This window comes from Streptomyces sp. NPDC048604, assembly GCF_043199435.1.
In the GTDB taxonomy this organism is placed as follows: domain Bacteria; phylum Actinomycetota; class Actinomycetes; order Streptomycetales; family Streptomycetaceae; genus Streptomyces.
In genome coordinates, this window is the sequence record NZ_JBICVX010000019.1 from 40,600 (window position 1) to 62,663 (window position 22,064).

Consider the following 22,064-nt stretch of genomic DNA (forward strand, 5'->3'; position numbering starts at 1 on the left):
GTATACGTACATCGTCCGTTTATGCTGTACATGTACAGGCTCCACCCGTCCCCTATCGCAGTCAAGCGCAGGCCGGCCCGCGCCGGGACCCAGGGAGGTGCGGCCATGGCCGCCCGTAGTCGGCTCAGCCGCGAGCTCGTGCTGGAAGCGGCGCTCCACGTGGTGGACCACGAGGGGCTCGGCAGCCTGAGCATGCGCCGGGTGGCCGACGAGCTCGGTGTGGAGACCATGGCGATCTACCGCTACACGCCCAGCAAGGACGATCTTCTCGACGGCCTGGTCGAGAACCTGTTCATCGAGGTGGAGGAGATGCTGGGTGCCGCCACGCCGCCCTCCCCGCACCCGTCGCCCGGCCCGCACGGCGACGCCGCGCTGCTGTGGCGCGAGACGCTGTTGTGCATAGCGCAGGCGATGTACCGGGTGGCCGTCGCCCACCCCCACGTCGTTCCGCTCGTGGCCACGCGGCCCTTCGCCGTGCCCCTGACGCGGCGGCCTCCGGCGGTGCTGCGCGCCCACGAACGCCTGCTCGCCCTCCTGGACACGGCCGGTCTGGACGAGGAGACCACGCTGAAGATCTACCGGGCGTTCGTCTCGTGGGTGCTCGGCTACATCGTCATCGAACTGCGCGAAGTCGTGGACAATCCCGACGAGTCCGATCCGGCGTTCCGGTTCGGTCTGCACCGCCTCCCGGTCAAGGAGTTCCCCCGTCTGCGGTCGATCGGCCCCGCGCTGGCCGCCCGCGGCGGCGAGGAGCAGCTGACCGCGGGTCTCGACGCGATCCTCAGCCGCTACTTCTGACCCGCCCGCGAGCGCCCGACACGGCCCGATGTGCCTGGGGCCGGCGTCCTCGTGTCAGGTCTCGGCAGCCGCCCGCCGGATCGCGCCGAGGGTGCGCCTGACGTCTTCGTCGGTGGTCGACCAATTGCTCACCGAGATGCGCATGACGCGCCGGCCGTGCCAGGTGGATCCGCTGATCCAGGCCGTGCCGTCGTCGAGGAGCCGGGTGAGGACCCGGTCCGTGCGTGCGTCGCTGCCGAACTCGGCGCAGACCTGTGTGAATGCCACCTCGTTGAGCACGGTCGCGCCGTCGATCTCGGCGATGCCGGCGGCGAACGCGGCGGCGTGCCGGCACAGCCGGTCGACGAGGTCGGTCACGCCTGATCGGCCGAGGGACCTGAGTGCGGCCCAGACGGTGAAGGCCCTGCCGCGTCGCGAGAGTTCGGGAACCTTGTCGATGGGGTCGCCGTGTTCGTGCTGGATGAGGTAGTCGCCGCGGGCGCCCATGGCCGCCCGGACTGCCGATGGGTCGCGGACGATCGCGAGGCCGCAGTCGTACGGGACGTTCAGGGTCTTGTGGGCGTCCGTCGCCCAGGAGTCGGCGGCTGCGCAGCCCTCGGCGAGATGGGCGTACCGGGGTGAGGCGGCCGCCCAGAGTCCGAAGGCGCCGTCGACGTGGACCCATGCGTCCGCCTCGCGCGCGGCGCGGATGGTCTCGACGAAGGGATCGAAGGCGCCCGAGTGGATGTCGCCGGCCTGGAGGACGACGATCGTGGGGCCCGGCCCGCCTGCGGCGAGCGTGCGCCGCAGGGCTTCGGAATCGATGCGCCCTTGGCCGTCGGCCGCTACAAGTTCGGGCCGGCCGAGCCCGAGGTAGCGAAGCGCCAGGTCGATGGCCATGTGGCGGGCCTCGCCGGCGACTACGCGTACCTTCGGGCCGCCGGTGAGGCCGTCGCGGGCGACGTTCCGGCCGCTGCGCCGCAGCACCTCGTCACGGGCCGCGGCGAGACACGTGAAGTTCGCCATCGTCGCACCCGTGGTGAAGCCCACGGAGCTGTCGCTCGGCAGACCGAGCAGATCGAGCACCCAGTCACCGGCGATCTCCTCCGCCGCCGTGTACGCGGGTGTGACGGTCCGCATGACGCAGTTCTGGTCCCAGGCGCTGACCAGCCAGTCGGCGGCCAGCGCGGCCGGTTCGGCGCCGCCGACCACGAACCCGTAGAAACGGCCGCCGGGGAACGCCGTGAGCCCCGGCTCACAGGCTGTGGCCAGGAGGTCCACGACGTCGGCGGGTGCGCTGGGGGCGTCGGGCAGTTCGCTGCCGAGCGCGCGTACGATCTCGTCGACCGAGGCGCGGGCGGGAACCCGACGGTCGGGCAGGCTGGCCAGCCATCGGACGGCATGGTCGTGGGCCTGTCGGAGCGCCGTCTCGCGCGCGTCCATACCTCGGACTATGAGCCCGTCACCGACGCCACGCAAACTCTGGCGAACCGGATCAGTTCAGCCGTGGCGGGACCCAGGCGTGGTGGCGAAGGATCATGCGCATGGCCGTCCGCGAGGGTGTCAGTCGCATCGCCGTGTTGCGCAGGGCGACGGCCACGGGGTGGGAGAGCTGCTGGCCCATGCTCCCGGCCTGCCGGGCTGCCTGGGCGACGGCCTGGCTGCGCGGCCGGCGCTCGGCGTCGTAGCGGGCGAGCGCGGACTCGACGGTGGACTCGGCGCCGAGCGCGGCAGCCAGGGTGACCGCGTCCTCCAGCGCCTGGCAGGCGCCCTGTCCGAGGTTCGGGGTCATCGCGTGAGCGGCGTCGCCGAGCAGAGCGATCCGGCCGACCGCGTAGGAGGGGAGCGGTGTGCGGAGTTCGTTCACGTCGTGGTGCAGCACGGCGGCGGGCATGGTCGCATCGAGCAGGGCGGGGATCGGGTCGTGCCAGTCATGGAACCGTCGGTGCAGTTCGTCGAGCGGGTCGGCGAATCGCGTTCCGGCGGGGAGGTTGAGGACGGCGTGCCACTCGGCCCGCCCGTCCAGGAAGGCGATGTGCCCGAACTCCGCGCCGCGGCCCCAGGTCAGCTCGAAGTCGGCGCGCGCGTCGACCGCGTGCTCGGTGATGGCGCGCAGCACCGTCGAGCCGCTGTAGACCGGGCCTGGATGGTCCGGGAAGAGACGGCTGCGGACCTTGCTGCGGATTCCGTCGGCCGCCACCACCAGATCGGCGTTCAGGACCGTGTCTCCGCAGCCGACTTGAACCGTTCCCGGGCCGGTCTGCTCCACCGAGGTCGCCTCCGAGCCGACCAGCAGGGATCCGGAAGGCAGGGAGTCGCGGAGCAGTCGGTGCAAGGTGGAGCGGGGGATGCCCATGATCGGCGTGCCCACGGCCTTCTCCAGCGCCGAGCCGTCCATCCGGGCCAGCCAGCCGCCCTGCGGCGTCCGCGTGCCGCCGCTGTACTGGCCTCGCGAGGCCGCCCGTACCGCCTCGCCGACACCGAGTTCGTCGAGGGCGTGCAGGCCGTTGGCGGCGAGTGAGATGCCCGCCCCGGCGTCCTCCAGCGTGGACGCGCGCTCGACCACGGTCACGTCCCATCCGACGCGGCGCAGGCCGATCGCGGCGGCCAGCCCGCCGATGCCCCCTCCGACCACCACTGCCGTCCTGCCCATACCGAAGCCCCCATTCTTCTACATCTGTAGAAGGTGATCCTATCCGAGTTTCTACAGGTGTAGAAACAGGTGTAGAAAGGAGCATGGCTTCGGATCGACGCACCCTCCTCGCGGACTCGGCTATCGACGTACTCGCCGACGAAGGCATCCGCGGCCTGACCCACCGCGCGGTCGACCGCAGAGCCGCCATGCCACCCGGCACGACCTCGGCCTACTTCCGCACCCGAGCCGCGCTGCTCACCGCACTCGTCACCCGCCTCGTCCAACTCGACCAGGCGGAACTGCAGTCGGTGCCCGAGGAGCTGCCGCCCCTGCGCACCGTCGAGGACCTGGTGGACGGCATGGCGCTGCTCGCCCGACAGCGGCTCACCGGCGAGGGCCGGCGCCGCTCGCTCGCCCGCTACGCCTGCACCGTCGAGAGCGTGCGCGACCCGGAGCTACGCGAGATCCTCGTACCGCGCGAGAACGCCGGCCGCGAGGCCGTCCGGCTGTTCCTCGCCGCGCACGGCGTCGCAGACGTCGAGAACCGCACGCACACCCTGCTGACCTGCATCGACGGGCTGGTCTTCGACCGACTGGTGAGCGGCGGCGGCGTACCGCGCGAGGCCCTCGAAGGCCTGGCCGCCGCCGCCCTGCGTGAGGAGCCGGGCGGTTCTGCTTGAACGGGGCGACAGCGTCCGTCTCAGGCGGCAGCGGGTTCGAAGTCGATCACAATCAACTTCTCCGACGCGTAGCGGTCGAGGTCCGGATGGTTCCAGAACTCGCCAGGACGGATCTGGTGGAACCTGAACGTCGCGTTGGTCTCGTTCGCGGCGACGATGCAGCGTACGGGAACAGGCCGGTCGAGCCCGTGAACGAGCCGGCCGAACTCCATGGCGAACGCGACGCCGTGGACGAGCAGAGTCCGCTGGTCGTCCTCCGCGATCTGCGGCGTGTGATCGACGAGGGGGACAGGCACGGGAGCGTGGTCCTCCAGATGGAAGGAACTGTCGGAACACTCCCAGGCGGTGAGGTCGTTGAAGAACGAGGGCGCGTTCTCGGCCTTACCGACGGAGTCGGCCCAGGTGAGCACGTCACCTCGGCGGCTGATTCCGCTGGCGAGCTGATCCCGCAGCCCGGGTGCGAGCCCGCCGGGCGGTGCCATGGCCGCCGGCCCGGTCAGTACTCCCAGCGCCTGTACCGCGGCCTCGTTCATCTTCAGCGACAGCATGCCGTGCATGATCGCAGCCTGAGCCGCGACCGGCCACGGCGTGTTGCACAATCCCGCCGAGGACTACACGAGACAACCGACTACTTCCGCGCGGCCACGCTGGGCGGCGCCCGCGCCTTGGGCCGCGAGGACCTGGGCCGCCTGGCACCGGGCACAGCGGCCGCCCTCATCGTGGTCGACCTGACCGATCCCCGCACCGGCCCGGTGGACGACCCCATCCGCACCCTGCTCATGAACTGCTCAGGAGCCAACGTCCGTACCGTCGTCATCAACGGACGCACGGTCATGCACGACCCTTCCCCCCGTCCTTCCGTACGATCCCCTGACGCGCACCGCGGCGCGAGGGTCGGCGGAGGGTGTCAACGGGGCAACAGGCGCGGTAGTGTGGGGAAAGCGTCGCGTGCCGGTGACAGACCGTGTCAGGCATGGAGGCGCCGAACCGAAGGAGGCCGACGATGTTCTCGTCGCACCACCCTTCGCTCTCGCGTGACTGAGCGCGAGACGACCAGGCTCGTCGCCTGGAGCCAAGAACTCCGCCGTGTGCACCATCGCCTGCGGGAAGCACTGTCCGTCACCCGTGAGTCCCTCGCCGACGGCACCCCCGGCGAGGCGGCCACCCGTGAACTCCTGCTGTACTGCCACGGGTTCTGCGCGGCCCTCGACGCCCACCACCAGGGCGAAGACCGCACCCTGTTCCCGGCCATCGCAGCCGCGCACCCAGAGCTGCGCCCGGTGCTGCGCGCGCTGGAGCAGGATCACTCGATGATCGCCCACCTGCTCGGCAGCCTCCGCACCGCCGTCGAACGGGCTGCGCCACCCGAGGAGCTCGATCGCCACCTCGAAGGCATCGCCGCGATCATGGAGAGCCACTTCCGCTACGAGGAACGGCAACTGCTCACTGTGCTGGAGGCACTTGAGCTGGAAGCCGAACCTCGAGAGGTGCTGGGCCCGCTATGACCCCGGGCGAGCGCAGTGTTTGCCGGTGAGGTCAGTCCAGCGGCGGCCAGGGCCCGGCGAGCAGGCGTCGGGCCTCCTCGACGATGGCGTCCGCCAGTTGTCCCCGGTCGCCGCGCCGGGTCGCCGCCCACGTGTTGTAGGCGTCGGTCCTCTCGACCAGAGGCCCGAGCTTCTGCGGCCGGGTGAGTGCGGCCCAGCCTTCGTGGGCGATCAGGTCCCCGCCGGAGCCGGGGGACAGGCTTCCGTTCACGATCAGCCTCAGCCACCAGCGGACGAGCTCCCAGCGGGCTGCTTCCCAGGGGAGGTCGGAGGCGTCGGCCGGGAGGTACTTGAGCAGGCCGAGTTCGGTCAGTACCTGGTCGAACAGGGCGTCGGCCTGCTCGCGCTCGGCGCGCGTCAGTCCGGCGAGGAGGGGCAGGGACTCTGTCTCGACGTCGAGGACCAGGGCCGTGAGGCCGGCGTCGATGAGCTGCTCGGGGTGGTGCCGCCGGCCGATCAGGCGCTCGAGGGCCAGCATCCGGAGGCACTCGACGGCCTCCGGCGCGCTCAGGGCGTACGGCGTGAACGGCGTGGGCGCGATGGCGTCGAAGTGCGAACCACCCTCGACGAAGTACGACCAGAAGTCGACGGTCGCGTGGGCGAGGCGGCTGCTCGGATGGCCGGCGAATTCATCGTGGACGTAGTCGATGAGGTCGTTCGAGTAAAGGATGATGTCCGTCTGCCAGACGGACAGGACAGGGTGCCCGGACTCGCCCGCCGTACCGGGCAGGTACCGGTGTCCGTAGACCGGAACCAACTGCGGTACGGTCGCCAGCTCCGAGCGCGCGACCCGCAGAGCCTCCGAGGTCTCCGTCGGCTTCGAAGGCCAGGCGGGATGCCAGAACCCGTTGTGCTCCACGTCGAAGAGCGCACCCTCCACCGGCCACGCCAACTGCTCGGCCAGGTCCTCGGGGTCGCCGTGGCGCCAGTCGGGCCACTGCGAGGAGCCGTGCGGCAGGCCGGCGGAGAGGAAGACCCGGTGGTCGGCCGCGAAGCGGAAGCCGAACCGAGCCTCGACCGCGTCGAGTTCCCGCTCGGTGAGCCCGGGCCCGATCTCCGTGTGGAGCATGTTCTGGAGCGTCCGGGCGACTTGCAGGGTCAGGCGGGGGCTCGACGACGTGATCATGCCCGCCAGCGTAGTGAAGGCAATGGCCCTACATGCAAGGAGAATTGTTGGAGGACTCCGCCACCGAGACCGGCACAAGGAGTTCAAGTCGAAGATCGAGACGACTCCGGAGGAGCGAGCAAGCGAGCGTCGTTCGATCACATACAAGCTCCGCCCGCCGTCCCCGAGCAAGGTCGGCAAGCCGAAACTCGATCTCCACCAGACCCTGGACGCTCTACTCTCCTCACCAGACAGGCCAACCGGTGAGCCGTTGCTCGGCCACCACCTCAGCCGTCACGTGTACGCCGTCGTACGCCGTCGTAGCGAGGGCCTGGTCGTCCACGTCGGCCATGACGAGAACACCTGGAGAGACCCGCGTGACCACCCAGACCTGGGACGACCTGCCTCCCGCCGTCCGCGCCCGGCTGGACGGCCTCGTCCGGCCGACGGGCTCCGCCGTTCCCGTCATCGGCGGATTCACTCCCGGCGTCCGAGTCCGGATGCCCACCCGCAACGGTGCCGTGTTCGTCAAGGCGATCCCGTCCGACTCCGGCGCGGCGGACATGTACCGCGTGGAAGCCTCCGCCAACGAGGTCCTGCCCACCGGCATCGGCCCGCGTCTGCTCGCCTCGTTCGAAGCCGACGGCTGGGTGACGCTGGCCTTCGACTTCATCGTCGGACGCCACCCCGACCTGGCCCCCGGTTCCGCGGACCTGCAGCTGGTCAGCGAAACCCTCAGCCGCCTCCACGAGCCGCTGACGCCCTGCCCGCTCCCCGACGCCCCGCACATCACCACCAGCGCCATCCTGCAGGGAGCCGCCGCCGAACAGTTCGCCGGCGACACCCTGCTCCACTGCGACCTGCGCGCGGACAACCTTCTGATCGCCGAAGACGGCAAAACCCGGGTCATCGACTGGGCATGGCCCCATCGGGGACCGGCCTGGATCGACACCGCCTTCCTGGTACCCCAGCTCATCCTCGCCGGGCACACCGCGCCCGACGCCGAGAAATGGGCCGCCCGGATTCCCGCCTACCAGCAGGCAGACCCCGCCGCCGTCACAGCCTTCGCCACCTCACTGACCGCCTACTGGACCAGCCGAGCCGACCAAGGCTCCCCCCGGCTCCAGACCTACCGAGCCCGCGCCGCAGCAGCCGGCCGCGCCTGGATCACCGAGCGCTCGACGCTCTGAGACCCCACCGCCCAGCTCGTACTCCGACGGCTGCGTCCCGTCTGATCACGGTCGCCCGTTTGCCGAGGCGCGGCAGTTTGGCACGGCCGAACGTCTTCCCCACGGAACGCCCCGGGGCGAGGGGGCCGGCCGGCCCTGCGCCGCCGGCAGGTGCGAGGGACGATCGAGGTAGGGGACGCCCCGCCGATCGCCGACTTCCAGGTGAACGCCGCCGGGAGAAGACCATGAATTCGTCGAGCAAAGGTTCAAAGAGCAACCAAATTGATCAGCCGGCACAGTCATCCGGGCATGCGCGGCGGGCGGCCGAGTGGGGGAGAGGGAAGTACACCGGGTCGTGGGCCGATTCCCTGTGGCGGCGGTTGGGGGCGGTGGACTTCATCAGCCAGGCCATGGTGCTGGCAGCCACGCTGCTGTTGTGCGCGGTGCCGTTCTTCTTGATCGTGACCGCGCTGGCCGGGGCGTCGGCGGCGGCGACGCTGTCGCACCGTATGGGGCTCAGCGAGCAGGCCGCAGCGGACGTCGGCGAGCTGTTCGCGTCATCGTCTGCCATTTCCGGAGCGGTGACCGGAACGGCGTGGGTCTTCTTCGTCCTGGCCGGGCTGGCCGGGGCGAAGGCGGTCCAGCAGCTGTACCAAAGGGTCTTCGACGTCAGCGCCCGGGCCGTGCCGGACACGGTGCGCGCGCTCGTCTGGCTGGCCCTGGTCGTGGGCGCGCTGTTCGCGGTCTCCGCGGCGGGGTCGGGGGTGCGCGAGAGTCAGCCGGCCCTGTTCTGGATCATGCATCTCGTGCTGAGCACCGGCTTCTTCTGGCTGTCGATGTGGTTCCTGCTCGGGGGAGGGATCACCTGGCGCAGGTTGTTGCCGTGTGCGGTCGCCACGAGCGTGTGCTGGGTGGGCATGATCGCAGTGTTCTCGGCGATCTTCTCCGACTTGATCGTCAGCTACAACCAGAGGTACGGGGCGATCGGGACCGTGTTCGCCTTGATGTCGTTCTTCATCGCCATAGGTGTGGTGCTGGTCCTGGGGGCGGCGCTCGGCCTGGTGTGGACGGAGCACGGCCTGTCGTTCCGGGCCGCCGTGGGCAAGCTGAGGCGAAGACCGTGACCGGCCGGACGACGGCGGCACGCGGCGCGCCCGGCTGTTCCTAAAGCGTGTTGCAGAAGGTCGTGAACAGGCAGGTCAGAGCGGGGTTACGGCCTGTCTGATCACGTCGCGAGGGCGAGGTTGTGCATGTGTGCGACGGCTTGGACTGCGTGGTGGAGGCCGTTGCCGCGCTGTCGGCAGTCGCGGAGAATCTTGTAGTGCTTCATGCGGGCGAAGGCGTGCTCGACGCGGGCCCTCACCCTCCGGTGCTCGGCGTTGTCTTCTTCCTCGCCGGGCAGCAGCGCCCGCCCAGGGCGTTTGCGGTGTGGGACCACGAGACCGGTATTGATGTATGCGCCGTCGCCCAGCACGGTCACGCCTACACACTGCTCGGCCAGGCCGGAGTCCCGCCACGCCCTGGCATCGGCGGTGTTCCCCGGCACCGGCCGGGCAGCAGCCACTACGAGTTTCGTGTCGGCGTCGATGATGACCTGCACGTTCGCGGAGAACCGGTAGTTGCGCGATGAGGCGCCGACCTTCCGGTCACGGACCGGGACCAGGGTGCCGTCCACGATCCACAGCCGCTCGACCGCATCGACACGACGGGAGGCCGGCTCGATGGCCGGCAACGGCCGCAGGCGCTGGATGACCCGGCACACCGTCGCCGGCGAGCAGCCGAACAGCGGCGCGAGCTGACGCATGGTGAGGTTCGTCCGGTAGTAGACAGCCACCAGCAGGACCCGGTCCGCCAGCGGCAGGCCGTTCTGCAACACGCTTTAGGCGCGAGGCTCCGGAACCTCGATCCCGTCCAGCAAGGCGACCGCTACGTCCACCGCGTCCTCAAGCCCGTAGCCCGTGGCCGCCCGGATCACCTTGACTGCCTGGATCTGCCGCTCGGCCCGCATGTGCTTGAGGGCCTCATTCTGAGCCTCGACAGGCACGGGCAGCGTCCGGGCGCGCTCAGGCAACGGCCGCATCCACGATGGAAGATCTGCTCGCTGCGGCCGTATCTCCCGCCGCGGCCTTGCTGCTCTCGGCCTCCGCCGAAACCACCCGAACAATCCGGACTCCTCGATCATGGGCATGCCAGGGGAGTCCGAGGCTACAGCACGGTAATTTGTCACCCGGGCAAGCCTGAGAAGTCGCGCCGTGCCAGGGCTCGCTTGACGGTACCCCGTCGCCTGACCGTCGCTCAGGCCGCCGGCAGAGGGACCGCGAAGGCCGTACAGGTGCTCGCCGTCCGCGGCGAAGGTCTTGGCGGGGCCGCCCGTCGGAGACCAGGCGCGGGCGATGAGGTTGCATCCGTAGATGCCGCCGGTGTGCGAGTTCGTCGCGAATAGGCCGGCGCCCCCGCCGTACAACGTGCCTGCCGGGCCCCCACCTTGCTGGACCGGGCGTGCGTCTGGTCGACGCGCTGCGACGGAGGGCAGCCCGCAGCCGTCAACCCTGACGATCGTCAAGGCTCGGTGTTGCCTTTCGGCTCGGGCTCCCGGCTGTTCCCGCTTCTACGTTCGGGCCTCATGAAACGAGAACCGCGAAGGAAAGCCCGAGCCGGTCGGCTGCTCAGCGCGTCGGCCGTCCTGGGCGTGGGAGCAGGAGCTGTCACGTGGCTGTCCCCCGGTGGGCTGGGCGAGGCTGGTGCCGTCGAGGTCACGCGTGGAGCCTCGGCGTCCGCGTACCGGTCGGTGGCCGGGGCGGTGGCGGGTGCGCCGTCGTGGCTGGGTCCGCTCCTGGAAGTGGCCACCGAAGGTACTTTGGTGATCCTCGGAGTGTTGCTGGTCTGGATGTGGTGGACGGCAATCCGCCGCAAGGACGTACGGGAGGTCGCCGGATCCGTCCTGACCGGGCTCGGTGCCGTCGCGGCGTATGCGGTGAGCGAAGCGGTGAAGCTCATCGTGGACGAGGAGCGTCCTTGCCGTGCGGTGCGCGCTGTCGCCGAATCCGTCGCTCAGTGCCCCGAAGCGGGGGATTGGGCGTTCCCGAGCAACCACGCCACCCTGGCCGCCGGGTTGGCGGTCGGCATGGCCGTGCTGCGGCCCCGCCTCGCCGCGATCACGCTGCCGCTGGCCGGGGCTGCTGCGCTGCTGCGTGTACTGGTGGGGGTTCACTACCCGCACGATGTGCTCGCCGGCGCGGCGCTCGGCGGCGCTCTCGTGGCGGCGGTGCTGCTCACACTCATGCCCCTTGCCCAGGGGGCGGCATCACCGTTGGGAGGGGTGCGGCGGAATGATCCCGGCCTCGTGGGCCACCACCGCGGCAGCGGCCCGGTTGTCGACGCCCAGCCTCGCCAGGATGGAACTCACGTGGGCTTTGACCGTTCCCTCCACCACGTGGAGCCGCCGGGCGATCTGCCCGTTCGACAGGCCGCTTCCGAGGAAGGCCAGTACCTCCCTCTCGCGGGCGGTGAGGGCGTCGACCTGGTGGCGGGCGGCGGAGCGCCGGCCGGCCATGGTGCCCGCTCCTGTCGCGGCGAGATGCGCGATGACCCGGGCCGCGACCTTCGGTGACAGGTAGGCGGCACCTTCGGCCACCGCACGGACTCCGGTGATCAGTTCCTCCGGCTCGCCCGACTTGATCAGGAAGCCTGCTGCACCACCGCCGAGTGCCATGAGGATGTAGTCGTCCTCACCGAAGGTCGTCAGGATGATGATGTTCGTGGCCGGCACGGTGTTGCGGATTTCGGCGGCGGCGTCGATGCCGTTGATTCCCGGCATGCGGATATCGAGTACGGCCACGTCGGGACGATGACGTTGGACCAGGTCCACGGCGTCGTGCCCGTCGACGGCCTCGGCGACGACCTCGATATCCGGATCCGTGGCAAGAACGGTGCGTACACCTGCGCGGATCATCGGCTCGTCGTCGGCGATCAGTACCCGGATCATCGAACGCTCACGGGGTGATCGTGTCCAGCGACACCAGGGTGTCCTGGCGGAAGCAGAGTTGATAGGCGTCGCCGGACCGGTCGTCGAACCGGTCGGCCGTCATCGCGTAGTACTCGCAAGTTGTGCCGTCTCCCGTCGGCTCGGCGGTCAGCGGTCGGTAGTTGGTCTGCCGGTCCGGCAGGAAACGCTTCACCTCGGAACGATCTTGCCCCACATGCAGACGGGCATAGTCGCGTGGGTCCAGGACCGACTGCGACGCCGACAGCAACTCCCAGCCCATGAGAGCTCCGCTCATCACAGCTCCTGTCACGAGGGGCACCATGACCGCGGCGACCAGGGCCCGGCCGACCCGGCGCCGAGCGCGACGATGTTCCTGCGGCACCCCGTCACCGAGAGAGGCTGAGTACGCGAGGCGCGGTGGCGAGGGGGTGTGCGGGATGCGCGCGACGACGGCGTAGCCTCCGTCGCGCGGGCCGTGGGCGAATGAACCGCCGGTCAACCGCATACGTTCATCCAGGCCGATAAGGCCACGCCCTCCACTCCGGGGCCGGGGCCGGGGCGGGGGCCGCTGGTCGGCCACAGTCGACGGCGGGCCGTTCTCCACGACGACCTTCGTCTCTGCCGCCGTGTGCGACACATGGACGGTCGCGGTCGCGCCCGACGCGTGCTTGGCAACGTTGGTCAGTGCTTCCTGCACCACCCGGTGAGCCGCCCGTCCGACCACGGGCGGCACGTCGTCCGCCTCGCCGTCGATACGCAACTCCACCGTGAGGCCGGCCGCGGAAGCCTCTGAGGTCAGACGAGTGAGACTGGAGTCGTTGAGGTCCATCGGCGTTGCGTCGGTCTCCTCACGCAGCACACCGATCACCTCGCCAAGACGCTCCACCGCGGTCGCGGCTCTGGCTCTGATGTCCCCTACGGCCCTTCGGTGGTGCTCTTCGAGGTCCGGTGCGAGTTTGAGCGCGCCGGCCGACAGAGCGATCAGGCTGAGGTCATGGCCGAGTACGTCGTGCATGTCCTGAGCGATACGTGCCCGCTCGCGCAACCGGGCTTGATCAGCGATCAGTTGCTGCTCACGTTGCAGCTGATCGGCACGCTCCCACCCGGCCCGCACAAGCTGCCGGTACTGGCACCAGAACCGGCCCGCGAACCAGGGCAGCATCGTGGCGGCGACCACCACCGTCACGAACCGCCCGGCCAATGAGAGCCAAGCAGGAACGACGGACAGGGCCACGACGCCGGCCGCGAGAATCGCGACCAGGGCGAGCGCCGTCGGCGCCGTCCGTCCGGGTCGTCGTCCTGCCAGGAACGCGGCGATGGCAGTCGGAACAGCCCACCACAGATTCATCACGCTCAGCCCGGCGGCCACCGCGGCAGCCGCTGTGAGGACGGTTCCAGGATCAAGCGCCCGTCGTAAGACAGCGGCTCCGGCCACCGACTCCCCGTTGATCATTGTGCTGTCCACGGAGGTGACGGTACGGACATCAGGCGCCGTCCGGCCACTGCCGAAAGTCCAATGCGCGCCGGTGACCGGCGAGTACTGAGCGCCCAAGCGCCCGCTGAGTGCCGGACCTACCTGCTCAACGACCGCACAGGCACACGGCAGGCGCGGGAACGTGCTCCCGTTCCGGTCCTCCTCCTCGTCGTCGTCCACGTCTTCGGAACGGACGCATGTCAGTGGTGTCCCGGATACTCGAGTCATGCCGGAAGCAGGACTCGATACCGCCGCCCACTCCCTACGCGCCTGGCTCAACACCCAGCACTTCGCGGACTTGACCGCGCCTGAAGTGACGAGGTTCTTCACCCATTCGACAGCCCAGTGGGCGGACAGCCTCGGCTACAACGCCCATCAGGAAGTCCCGCTCCCCACCAACCGGCCTGACGGACGACGACAGTTGCTCGACCTCCGGCTCACGCACCGTTCCGGCAAGGGACGGTGCCTGAGCATCGAGATCGACCGCGGGACCAAACTCCGCTCCCTCGACAAGCTCACCCAAGCCGCCGCACTTGGCGACCTCGCCTTGTGGCTGCGTTGGAGCCGAGAGCCCGTGCGCGCTCCGATCCCGCCAACCGTCTGCCTCATACGGGCCCAGATCCTCCGCCGCCACGTCTCCAACGGGCCGGACAGGTACTCACTCCCAGTCGACAACTGCGGTTAGAACAGGTGCCTCCGGAGGATGCTTTCGGAGGGCCACCCGGCTGAGGGAGCGACTCAGATGCGGGGCCAGTCCTGGCCGGCGGTCACCTCACGTGCGATACGGTGCCACTGCGCGTCTCCACCGGGCGTCCAGGCCATCGCGCGGCACCGTGCGGTGCAACTGCAACAGCGGAGGTTCGATGAACTCGGCGATCGCAGCAGCGAGCCGCGCGTGACCGTCCAGGACCAGATGGCAGTCCAGGCCGCTGACCCACCACAACAGGACGGGCGGGAGCGTTCCTTCGCGGGCTTGCTTGCGGTACGCCTTGACCCGGCTGTCGCGCGGACCGGGCATCGGCCGCAGCGGAAGGACCTCCCACGAACCGGAGTGGGTGAACCAGTCGATGTAGCCGTCGGGATGGCCCTCTACGAGCATCGAGCTCCAGTGCTCGGCATGTGAAGTACCGGTCGATGCCGTGGACGCGGCTGCAGCCCTGGACGGCCACCGATGTCCAGGGCTGCGTGGCTCCGTGACCGTCAGCCGGTGCCGCTCTCGTAGTCGCCTTCCTCGACGGCACCGCTGGCGGCACCGTTGCCGTCATCCTCGCCGCCGCTGACGCCACCGTCCTGAGCGCCGCCGTCACCAGTGCCACCGTTGTCGGCACCGCCGTCACCGGCACCACCGTTGTCGGTGCCGCCGTCGTCGCCACCGCCCGAGCCGATCTGGGCGCCCACGGCGTCCAGCGCGGTCGTCACCGGCTGGAAGAACGTCTCACCGCCCGAGGTGCAGTCGCCGCTGCCGCCCGACGTGAGGCCGATGGCGTTTCCGTCCCGGGTGAACAGGGCACCGCCGCTGTCACCGGGCTCCGCGCAGACATCGGTCTGGATGAGCCCCGAGACTGTGCCCTCGGGGTAGTTCACGGTGGCGTTGAGGCCTGTCACTTGGCCGTCCCGCAGACCGGTCGTACTGCCCATGCGGAACACCTGAAGGCCGACCGCCGCATCGGCCGCCTGCCTGATCTCCACGGTCTCACCGTCTCCGATGTCCACCGCGCTCGGGGCCTGGACGTTCGGGTCGTCGTACGTCACGAGTGCGAAGTCGCCCTCACCGGGGAAGACGGCTTCCTGCACGGTTGCGATCGGTTGGCCGTTCTGCTGCTCGGACCACTGCTCGACGGCGACGCCGCAGTGCCCCGCTGTCAGGAAGCCGGGCCGGCCGTCCTGGGTCGTGACGTTGAACCCGAGCGAGCAGCGCGAGCCGCCACCGAAGATGGCGTCGCCGCCCTCGATGAAGGGCTTGAACTCACCCTTGGACTTCTGGATGCGGGCGACGCCGTCGCCCAGCGAGCGGACCGCGTTCTCGACTGTGTCCCAACGCTGACCGGTGACCGTGCGGTCGGCGGTGACCAGGATCTGGTTCGTCCTGGGGTCGACGGCCCAGGCGGTGCCCGGGACCGACGCCTTGCCGCGGAGAGAGTTCATCGCAGAGGCGAGTTCGGAGAGGCTGTTCTGCACGCTGCGCGCAACGGCGCCGGCCTTCTCGACATCGGCGTCGGCCTTGTCGTCGTCGCCTACGACGTTGACCACGAGCTGTTGCTTGTCCGCGTCGTAGTACGCGCCGCCGTAGGAGTCGCCGAGCTGCTCGCCAAGCCGCTGAAGGAGCCCCGCGGCGGAAGCGGCGCTCATCTGCTTCGGCGAGCCCGCCTGCTTCCCCGCTCCGTCCTGCGAGGCATTGGCCTGCGGCAGCAGGATCGCCGCCGCGGCGATGCCCACCGCCCCGGCCCCCGCGAGAATGGCCTTCCGCTTGGGTATTCGCCTGTGACTCAACGCTTCGCCTCCTGCTGTGGGGGTACGGACTGCGATCGCCGAAGGAGCGACCGCTGGGCACGTGTCCGGCCTTTCATACGGTTGGAGGTACGGGCTCCGTTCATCGCCTCCGCAAAGAATTTGCCCGGGCCGGAGTTGCCTTGGCGAACACACCGTCACAGAAGGGGGTATCCGCATCCGGGATGCACCGATGACGGGAGTCAAAGTCCTGGATGCACAGGGAAGTTCACGAGTTCGAGGCGGACGCAAAGCGGAGCGCGAGCTCGTCTGGAAGGCGTACGCACAACCGGAGGAGTACGCACGAACGCGCTATGCAGCCGTGATTCCGATGGGGCACGGCCCCCTACCTCGTCGACCCGCTGACGGCGGACTCCACTCGATCGGGGCCCTCTCCGAGATCGAATGGGCCTGGGAGGACGACTACTTCGGTCGTCATCACGGCCAAGCGGTCAGAACGTGCCCCGAAGTCCGCGACGCCCGTGGACTTCTGACCACAGCTTCGAGGCGTGTCCTTCGCGGGTGCACCGCCGGAAGACGACTCGTCGGATCGGCCCCAGCGGCCGCCGCACGGTGACCACCACGGTGCGGGAGATCTGGGTTCTGGCTCAACTCCTGTGGTGGGCCTCGGGGCCTGTCCGGCGGATCTTGTGGTTCGAGTGGTCGGTTCGTTGCAGTTCACCCGCCGGCCGTACTACCGGCTCCGTTCGCTAAGGTCTGCGGCCATGACTGAGATACCAGCCGAAGCATGGCCGGAACCCCCACTCGCCGGCACCGAGGCAGCAGCCATCCTTGGCGCCCTCGAACGCCAGCGGGCTACGCTGGCGTGGAAGTGCTCCGGCCTGGAGGCCTCCGGCCTTCGCGCCACACTCGGCACGTCCACGATCACTCTGGGCGGCCTGCTCAAGCACCTGGCGCACGTGGAGGACAGTCATTTCGCCCGGCTGTGGCTCGGCTCCCCCGTCGGTGCTCCTTGGGACGCAGTCGACTGGGAGAGCACTCCCGACTGGGACTACCGCTCCGCCGCCGGGGATACCCCGGAGCGGCTGCTCGCTCTCTGGCAGGAATCGGTCGCCCGCTCCCGTGCCGTCGTTGACGAGGCGCTCAGCAAGGGCGGGCTGGACCAGCTCGGCGCCTACACCACCCGTAGCGGCGAACGCCCCAACCTCCGCCGGATTCTCCTGGACCTCATTGAGGAGTACGCCCGCCACGCCGGTCACGCCGACCTCATCCGCGAATCCGTCGACGGGCTCACTGGCGAGGACCCGCCGAGGTGAACCGTGGTACCTCGTGGCGGGATGGTCTGCCATCGTCATGCTCACCGCTGATAGGGCGAGTTCCTGCCGAGCGATCACAGCCGGAGCCATAAGCGGATCGCCGCGACCGTGACGGTGCCGTTGAAGACGTAGGCCCGCTTGTCGTAGCGGGTGGCGACGGCCCGGGAGTTCTCAACAATCCTCTGTACGGAAAGACGCTCGGCTACCTCAGCGAGGATCCGAAGCAGCCGATGGTGGTCTTCCACCTCTGGAACGGCAGCGGGGCCGGGACCGAGTCGTGGCCGCCCGAGCACGAGCAACCGATTCTTCTCGCGGTGCGCTTCGGCGAGGGCCAGTTCCGGCGATCCTTCACCTTCACTCCGGAGGGAGAGCGAAGGCAACCGACGACCGCCGAGCAGTGCCTGCCCGCAGTAGCCAGTCCGGACTTGAACGAGGGATGGCGTTCTCGTCATCTCCGTAGGTGAACGAGGGGTCCGACTCGGGGTGTCCCGCCCGCCAGTCACCGCCAGGCGCCCACTCGACACCCCCGTGCGGTCGCACACCTACCGGGCGTAGGTTCACGTTCATACGTGCCGGAGCAGCGGAAGGCCCTTCGCGGGCAGGCGATTTTGGGGGGCGATGCCAATGATGTTCGGGTACTCGGACTCGGGGTGGGCCATGCTGATGCTCCCGGCGCTGCTGTGGGTGCCGTTCGGGCCGTTCGCCATGATCGCACTGGGGGTGTGGTGCGCCTCCGCGCCCGGCCGACGGCCCCGACTGTGGTCGCTGCTGGTCCCCCTCATACCCGTGGCGGCCTCGGCCATCGTCATGACCTTCCCGCTGAGCAGGTGGGACCGCCCGGTGCTGGAGGACGGCACGCTGGGCACCCCGGAACACCTCCACGACTTCCTCGGCTACCTGGCCGTGTACGTCGGGGGCATCACGCTCCTGCCCTGGCTGCTCGGCTACGGCATCACCCGCCTCGCGCGCTTCGTGCAGGCCCGGCGGCGTACCCCCAGACCGCCGCTCGGGCCGGACCCGGACCCGACCCCCACGCACCCGGACGCGTCGTAGCCCCGGACAACCCCCGACCCTCTGCAATCACTGCTGGGCCGGGGCCTGCGCTGGGCTTTCACACCGAAGGCAGGAACCGGGAGAACACTCGCGTTCGAGAAGATTCGGCGTGCACTCAAGGGTTCTGCGGCGCAGCCGGACACGGCGTCCGGCAGTCCCCGCGGTCGGACGCGCTATCGCTGGCGCTGCGCGTGCGGCGCTCCGGCACGACTGCAGTGGGCCGGCGCCCGCCAATGCTTGGCGTCAACCGGCGGACACGGTGACAACCTTTCGCCCGGCGCTACGCGGTACGGCGCTGCCGAAGTTCCTCCAACCACCCTCGTACCTGCTCGTCGTCATGCAGGTACGGTCCCTCGGGCGGCACCCGCAGATCGAGCCCGTGGAGGAGGCCCAGCGCCCACCACGACAGTTCGTCCCAATCAAGCGTGTCGTCGACCCACCAACGCGCAGCCCACCGGTCCGCTGCTTCCCGGCTCACCCGTCCTTCGACCACAGCAGCGAAGCACGCCTCAATCTCGTCCAGGCCCGGCTGGTCATCGCCACTCATGGAATCACCGTACCCAGAACGGGGCGACCGTTGCTTGAGGTGGCGCCAGGGCAGTGATCGGTAAGGATTAACGGCTCTTCGGTGCACCGGCAGTTCGCATAGCCTACGTCCATGTCCGAACCCGAGAACGTCCTTGACTGGTTGCAGAGCTGGTACAGCTCCCAGTGTGATGGCGACTGGGAGCACGAATGGGGTGTGGCGATCGAGACGCTCGACAACCCGGGCTGGTCCGTCAAGATTGATCTTGAGGAGACGGGCCTGGCGGGCCGGGAGTACCCCCGACAGCGGGTCATGCGGAGTGAGCATGACTGGGTGATGGCCTGGACGTCGGAGAAGGCGTTCCATGTCGCCTGTGGGCCCGGCAATTTGACCGAGGGCCTCACGCTGTTCAGAGCATGGGCGACCGTGAGTGCCGTGATTGGCGAATCCGTCACGCCGTGAGCGCGGGTGGGCTGCCCCAGCGGATGCCTTTCTCGCTGCGGATGGGGGCGTGTTCGCGTCGTTGGGCGGCCTGGACGTCGAGGTGGCGGGTGTTCTTGTTCCGCCAGCGCAACGGCGGAACGGTGATACGCCACAAGGTCAGCCGTCGTGGATTCAGTCGTAGGGCCATGGCTTACCAAGTAGCGGGCTGCCCCACGGTTGATCGCGGGGCGGCCGTGAGATGACGAAGGCCGCGACTTCCGGTCCGTCGAAGTGTGTAGTGCGCTCTCATCCGGCAGGTCGAGGTTACGCCCCCGTGTCCCTGCCTAGGGTGGTGGGCAAGCAACAGCCCTGGCCGCCAGGGACGAAACGACCTCAAGGAGATTGGCCACCGTGACTCCCGCCTCGAAGAACATCGTCGAGGGCGCGGTCTGCGCCGCCGTCGGAGTAGCGTTGCGCTTGTTCACCGAGGATGTCCACATTCCCGTCTTTACGCTCACGAAGGTGGGCGTCGTGCTGATCGCAATCGGTGGCATACAGCTGCTCTACGGCGTGTACCAGTCGTTCAGGGCGCGGAGTGTGGAGTAGCGGACGGCCGGGCAGCGGCATACCCGCGTGGACCACGCTGCATGCCCTTGGGGATTGCCTCGCGATTGATCTTGGTCACAGGTTCTGGGGTGTGATGCCCAGTCAGGCCCGCGCGGCCATGTCCCACTCTGCTTGACAGCCACGGACGCACCCTGTGGTCCGGGCAGTGCGGCCGGGCCGGATGCATGACCAGACCGCGGTGGCGCGCACAGCAGTCAGGACAGGCTTCGGTCTACGTCTGCTCGGGGGACTCCTGGGCGGCCTCGCCTGCGCCGACGCTGATCAGGCCTGTCTCGTAGGCGACGATGACGGCCTGGACGCGGTCACGGAGTCCGAGCTTGGCGAGGATGCGGGCGACGTGCGTTTTGACGGTCGCCTCGGCCAGGTGGAGGCGGGCGGCGAGTTCGGCGTTGCTCAGCCCTCGGGCCAGTAGGCCGAGGACTTCCAGTTCGCGTGGGGTGAGCGAGGCCAAGTCGCGGTGGAGGGCGGTGGTTTCAGCGCCGGGCCGGGCGAATCGCTGCACGAGGCGGCGGGTGATGGCCGGCGCGAGGAGGGCGTCGCCGGTGCGGACCGTCCGGACGGCCGAGGCCAGGTGCTCGGGGGTGACGTCCTTGAGGAGGAAGCCGCTGGCACCCGCGGACAGCGCCGCGTAGACGTACCGGTCGAGGTCGAAGGTGGTCAGGATGATGACGCGAGGGTCGCCCGGGGCGCCGGTGAGGATGCGGCGGGTGGCCTCCAGGCCGTCCATCTCGGGCATCCGGACATCCATCAGGACCACGTCGGGCCGGGTGCGGCGCACCGCGTCGACCGCCTCGGCCCCGTTGGTCGCCTCGGCGACGACGTCGATGCCGTCGGCGCCGAGGATCATCCGGAATCCGGTACGGACCAGGGTCTGGTCGTCGGCCAGGAGTACACGCGGCGGCTGCTCGGTCACGGTGCCTCCAGGGCGATCGGTGCCTCCAGGGGGATGAGCGCCTCCAAACGGTACCCGCCGGTCAGGCGTCGTCCGGTGTGCAGGGTTCCGTCGTAGACGGCGAGGCGCTCGCGCAGACCGATCAGGCCCCGGCCGTTCCCGGAGGCCGCACCGGCGCCCGAGTGCCCACCGGTGTCGGTGACTTCCACCCGCAGCCGGTCCGGACCGTACTCGACGGTGACGGCGGCGGTGGCGCCGGACGCGTGCTTCACCGTGTTGGTCAGGGCCTCCTGGATCACGCGGTAGGCGGCGAGTTCGAGGCCGGGCGGGAGGCGACAGGGCGGTCCGGTTACGGTCAGGCCGACCGTGAGGCCGGCGTCCCGGACCCGTCCGACCAGCGATTCCAGCTGGTCCAGGCCTGGTTGCGGGGTCAGCTCCGTACTTCGGTCAACCCCCTCACCGCCGTCCTCGCCTTCGTCGGGCATGGTGAGCAGCCCCATTACATGACGCAGCTCGGTCATGGCCGCCCGCCCGCCGGCCTCGACGGCGAGCAGCGCCTCTCCGGCCTGTTCGGGGGAGGACTTCATGATCTTGCGTGCGGCCCCGGCCTGGATCACCATCACGCTGACGTTGTGCGTGACGACGTCGTGCAACTCGCGGGCGATCCTCGCGCGTTCGTGCTCGACGGCCCGGCGCAGCGCCTCGGCCTGCTCGCGCTCCAGGGCGGAGAGCCGCGTGCGGCCCTCGTCGGTCCGGAGTTTCCAGGTGCGCAGCCCGAGGGCGGCTCCCGCCATCGGAACCAGGATCAGCAGGACGATGTACTCGTTGGGGATGATCGGCGTCACCGAGTTCCCCGAAGTGCCGACCAGGAGGACCGACACCGGGAGCGCCGCCAGGGTCGCCACCCGGTAGGGACTGTGGACGGCGGCGCTGTAGACGGCGATCACGAACGCGTAGAACGTCAGCCGCATGACGCTCTGCGGCGTCGTCAGTACCGCGGCCGTGACGACGCACAGCACGGCGAGCGGAAAGCGGCGGCGCAGCGCCAGGGCGCCCGAGGCGACGGCCGCGAGGGTCACCATGAAGGCCATGCCGCCGGGGCCCGCCGGGCGTGCCATGACGTGCCGCACGCCATCGATCTCTCGCACGACGACGTTGTCCGCGTTGTCGATGCCGTAATAGACCGTGGTGACGCCGAGCGCCAGCGCCACAAGTACGTCGAACTGCCAGGAGCGACGGCTGAGTCGCAGCGGCGGACCGGTCGGGTGTCTGACGTCGCGGACCGCCGTGCGGAGCGTCTCACGGACTGTGGCCCACAGCCGCGCCGACGTCGTACGTACGTTCATCACCGGTTCATTGTCGCCGCTGCCCGCCCCCTCGTCAGTCCGCCCCAGCGGCCGTTCTCGGCGC

The 22,064-nt window shown here is 69.5% G+C and carries 22 protein-coding genes and 5 pseudogenes; 12 read left to right on the forward strand and 15 right to left on the reverse strand.

Annotated features, from left to right (window positions below; all coding sequences use genetic code 11):
- The first annotated feature begins 105 nt into the window (after positions 1-105).
- A complete protein-coding gene (locus ACGFMM_RS30795) occupies positions 106-798 on the forward strand; it encodes a TetR/AcrR family transcriptional regulator (protein WP_393649762.1) in 693 nt (230 codons plus the stop codon).
- A gap of 54 nt (positions 799-852) precedes the next feature.
- On the opposite strand, the gene ACGFMM_RS30800 is transcribed toward ACGFMM_RS30795, so the two are convergent.
- Together ACGFMM_RS30800 and ACGFMM_RS30805 are read right to left on the reverse strand one after the other, a co-directional pair.
- A complete protein-coding gene (locus ACGFMM_RS30800; protein ID WP_393649763.1) occupies positions 853-2,220 on the reverse strand; it encodes a pyridoxal phosphate-dependent decarboxylase family protein in 1,368 nt (455 codons plus the stop codon).
- A 52-nt stretch (positions 2,221-2,272) separates the two neighbouring features.
- Positions 2,273-3,430, reverse strand: a complete 1,158-nt coding sequence (locus ACGFMM_RS30805; protein ID WP_393649764.1) for an FAD-dependent monooxygenase — start codon at positions 3,428-3,430, stop codon at positions 2,273-2,275.
- Between the two features lie 83 nt (positions 3,431-3,513).
- On the opposite strand from ACGFMM_RS30805, the gene ACGFMM_RS30810 reads away from it, so the two are divergent.
- The gene (locus ACGFMM_RS30810) at positions 3,514-4,092 is read left to right on the forward strand and encodes a TetR/AcrR family transcriptional regulator (RefSeq protein WP_393649765.1); all 579 of its coding nucleotides are present in this window, start codon (positions 3,514-3,516) and stop codon (positions 4,090-4,092) included.
- Positions 4,093-4,112: 20 nt separating this feature from the next.
- Here the strand turns inward: ACGFMM_RS30810 and ACGFMM_RS30815 are convergent, their stop codons facing one another.
- On the reverse strand, positions 4,113-4,649 hold the full coding sequence (locus ACGFMM_RS30815) for a hypothetical protein (protein WP_393649766.1): 537 nt from the start codon (positions 4,647-4,649) through the stop codon (positions 4,113-4,115).
- Here ACGFMM_RS30815 and ACGFMM_RS30820 point away from each other — a divergent pair.
- Positions 4,644-4,913: pseudogene (locus tag ACGFMM_RS30820) on the forward strand (amidohydrolase family protein); the annotation flags it as partial. The gene ACGFMM_RS30815 and the pseudogene ACGFMM_RS30820 sit on opposite strands and share 6 nt — an antisense overlap.
- Positions 4,914-5,126: 213 nt before the next feature.
- Positions 5,127-5,597 (forward strand): hemerythrin domain-containing protein, encoded by a 471-nt coding sequence (locus ACGFMM_RS30825; RefSeq protein WP_393649858.1) that lies wholly within the window; start codon positions 5,127-5,129, stop codon positions 5,595-5,597.
- A 31-nt stretch (positions 5,598-5,628) separates the two neighbouring features.
- On the opposite strand, the gene ACGFMM_RS30830 is transcribed toward ACGFMM_RS30825, so the two are convergent.
- A complete protein-coding gene (locus ACGFMM_RS30830; RefSeq protein WP_393649767.1) occupies positions 5,629-6,762 on the reverse strand; it encodes a hypothetical protein in 1,134 nt (377 codons plus the stop codon).
- 356 nt (positions 6,763-7,118) lie between these two features.
- On the opposite strand from ACGFMM_RS30830, the gene ACGFMM_RS30835 reads away from it, so the two are divergent.
- Positions 7,119-7,931: a hypothetical protein gene (locus tag ACGFMM_RS30835; protein WP_393649768.1), complete on the forward strand. Its 813-nt coding sequence runs from the start codon at positions 7,119-7,121 to the stop codon at positions 7,929-7,931.
- Positions 7,932-8,155: 224 nt separating this feature from the next.
- Complete coding sequence (locus tag ACGFMM_RS30840) at positions 8,156-9,034, forward strand: YhjD/YihY/BrkB family envelope integrity protein (RefSeq protein ID WP_393649769.1); 879 nt, start codon at positions 8,156-8,158, stop codon at positions 9,032-9,034.
- A gap of 101 nt (positions 9,035-9,135) precedes the next feature.
- Here the strand turns inward: ACGFMM_RS30840 and ACGFMM_RS30845 are convergent.
- Both ACGFMM_RS30845 and ACGFMM_RS30850 read right to left on the reverse strand, forming a co-directional pair.
- Positions 9,136-9,771, reverse strand: a pseudogene (locus tag ACGFMM_RS30845) (transposase family protein); the annotation flags it as partial.
- Between the two features lie 18 nt (positions 9,772-9,789).
- Complete coding sequence (locus ACGFMM_RS30850; protein ID WP_393649770.1) at positions 9,790-9,981, reverse strand: hypothetical protein; 192 nt, start codon at positions 9,979-9,981, stop codon at positions 9,790-9,792.
- An 816-nt stretch (positions 9,982-10,797) separates the two neighbouring features.
- Between ACGFMM_RS30850 and ACGFMM_RS30855 the strand changes: the two are divergent.
- Positions 10,798-11,172: pseudogene (locus ACGFMM_RS30855) on the forward strand (phosphatase PAP2 family protein); the annotation flags it as partial.
- Between the two features lie 42 nt (positions 11,173-11,214).
- On the opposite strand, the gene ACGFMM_RS30860 reads toward ACGFMM_RS30855, so the two are convergent.
- Positions 11,215-11,895 carry a response regulator gene (locus tag ACGFMM_RS30860; RefSeq protein ID WP_393649771.1) on the reverse strand — a complete coding sequence of 227 codons (681 nt, stop codon included), beginning with the start codon at positions 11,893-11,895 and terminating at the stop codon, positions 11,215-11,217.
- Between the two features lie 7 nt (positions 11,896-11,902).
- On the reverse strand, positions 11,903-13,348 hold the full coding sequence (locus ACGFMM_RS30865; protein ID WP_393649859.1) for a sensor histidine kinase: 1,446 nt from the start codon (positions 13,346-13,348) through the stop codon (positions 11,903-11,905).
- Positions 13,349-13,595: 247 nt separating this feature from the next.
- Between ACGFMM_RS30865 and ACGFMM_RS30870 the strand changes: the two genes are divergently transcribed.
- On the forward strand, positions 13,596-14,054 hold the full coding sequence (locus tag ACGFMM_RS30870; RefSeq protein WP_393649772.1) for a hypothetical protein: 459 nt from the start codon (positions 13,596-13,598) through the stop codon (positions 14,052-14,054).
- An 87-nt stretch (positions 14,055-14,141) separates the two neighbouring features.
- On the opposite strand, the gene ACGFMM_RS30875 is transcribed toward ACGFMM_RS30870, so the two are convergent.
- Positions 14,142-14,468, reverse strand: a complete 327-nt coding sequence (locus tag ACGFMM_RS30875) for a hypothetical protein (RefSeq protein WP_393649773.1) — start codon at positions 14,466-14,468, stop codon at positions 14,142-14,144.
- 101 nt (positions 14,469-14,569) lie between these two features.
- Positions 14,570-15,859 carry a S1 family peptidase gene (locus ACGFMM_RS30880; protein ID WP_393649774.1) on the reverse strand — a complete coding sequence of 430 codons (1,290 nt, stop codon included), beginning with the start codon at positions 15,857-15,859 and terminating at the stop codon, positions 14,570-14,572.
- A 722-nt stretch (positions 15,860-16,581) separates the two neighbouring features.
- Between ACGFMM_RS30880 and ACGFMM_RS30885 the strand changes: the two genes are divergently transcribed.
- Positions 16,582-17,133: a DinB family protein gene (locus tag ACGFMM_RS30885; RefSeq protein ID WP_393649775.1), complete on the forward strand. Its 552-nt coding sequence runs from the start codon at positions 16,582-16,584 to the stop codon at positions 17,131-17,133.
- Positions 17,134-17,207: 74 nt separating this feature from the next.
- Here ACGFMM_RS30885 and ACGFMM_RS30890 read toward each other — a convergent pair.
- A pseudogene (locus ACGFMM_RS30890) lies at positions 17,208-17,309 on the reverse strand (IS5/IS1182 family transposase); the annotation flags it as partial.
- A 481-nt stretch (positions 17,310-17,790) separates the two neighbouring features.
- Between ACGFMM_RS30890 and ACGFMM_RS30895 the strand changes: the two are divergent.
- Entirely contained in the window at positions 17,791-18,186 is a 396-nt protein-coding gene (locus ACGFMM_RS30895; protein WP_393649776.1) for a hypothetical protein, read from the forward strand.
- Between the two features lie 280 nt (positions 18,187-18,466).
- Here the strand turns inward: ACGFMM_RS30895 and ACGFMM_RS30900 are convergent, their stop codons facing one another.
- Entirely contained in the window at positions 18,467-18,733 is a 267-nt protein-coding gene (locus tag ACGFMM_RS30900; protein WP_393649777.1) for a hypothetical protein, read from the reverse strand.
- A gap of 111 nt (positions 18,734-18,844) precedes the next feature.
- Between ACGFMM_RS30900 and ACGFMM_RS30905 the strand changes: the two genes are divergently transcribed.
- Positions 18,845-19,174 (forward strand): immunity 53 family protein, encoded by a 330-nt coding sequence (locus ACGFMM_RS30905; RefSeq protein ID WP_393649778.1) that lies wholly within the window; start codon positions 18,845-18,847, stop codon positions 19,172-19,174.
- Here ACGFMM_RS30905 and ACGFMM_RS30910 read toward each other — a convergent pair.
- Positions 19,164-19,286, reverse strand: a pseudogene (locus ACGFMM_RS30910) (IS630 family transposase); the annotation flags it as partial. The gene ACGFMM_RS30905 and the pseudogene ACGFMM_RS30910 overlap by 11 nt on opposite strands.
- Before the next feature lie 260 nt (positions 19,287-19,546).
- Between ACGFMM_RS30910 and ACGFMM_RS30915 the strand changes: the two are divergent.
- The gene (locus ACGFMM_RS30915) at positions 19,547-19,741 is read left to right on the forward strand and encodes a DUF5708 family protein (RefSeq protein WP_393649779.1); all 195 of its coding nucleotides are present in this window, start codon (positions 19,547-19,549) and stop codon (positions 19,739-19,741) included.
- Between the two features lie 232 nt (positions 19,742-19,973).
- Here ACGFMM_RS30915 and ACGFMM_RS30920 read toward each other — a convergent pair whose 3' ends face one another.
- Positions 19,974-20,675: a response regulator gene (locus tag ACGFMM_RS30920; RefSeq protein WP_393649780.1), complete on the reverse strand. Its 702-nt coding sequence runs from the start codon at positions 20,673-20,675 to the stop codon at positions 19,974-19,976.
- Positions 20,672-22,000 (reverse strand): sensor histidine kinase, encoded by a 1,329-nt coding sequence (locus ACGFMM_RS30925; protein WP_393649781.1) that lies wholly within the window; start codon positions 21,998-22,000, stop codon positions 20,672-20,674. The genes ACGFMM_RS30920 and ACGFMM_RS30925 overlap by 4 nt, the downstream gene beginning before the upstream one ends.
- Between the last annotated feature and the right edge of the window lie 64 nt (positions 22,001-22,064).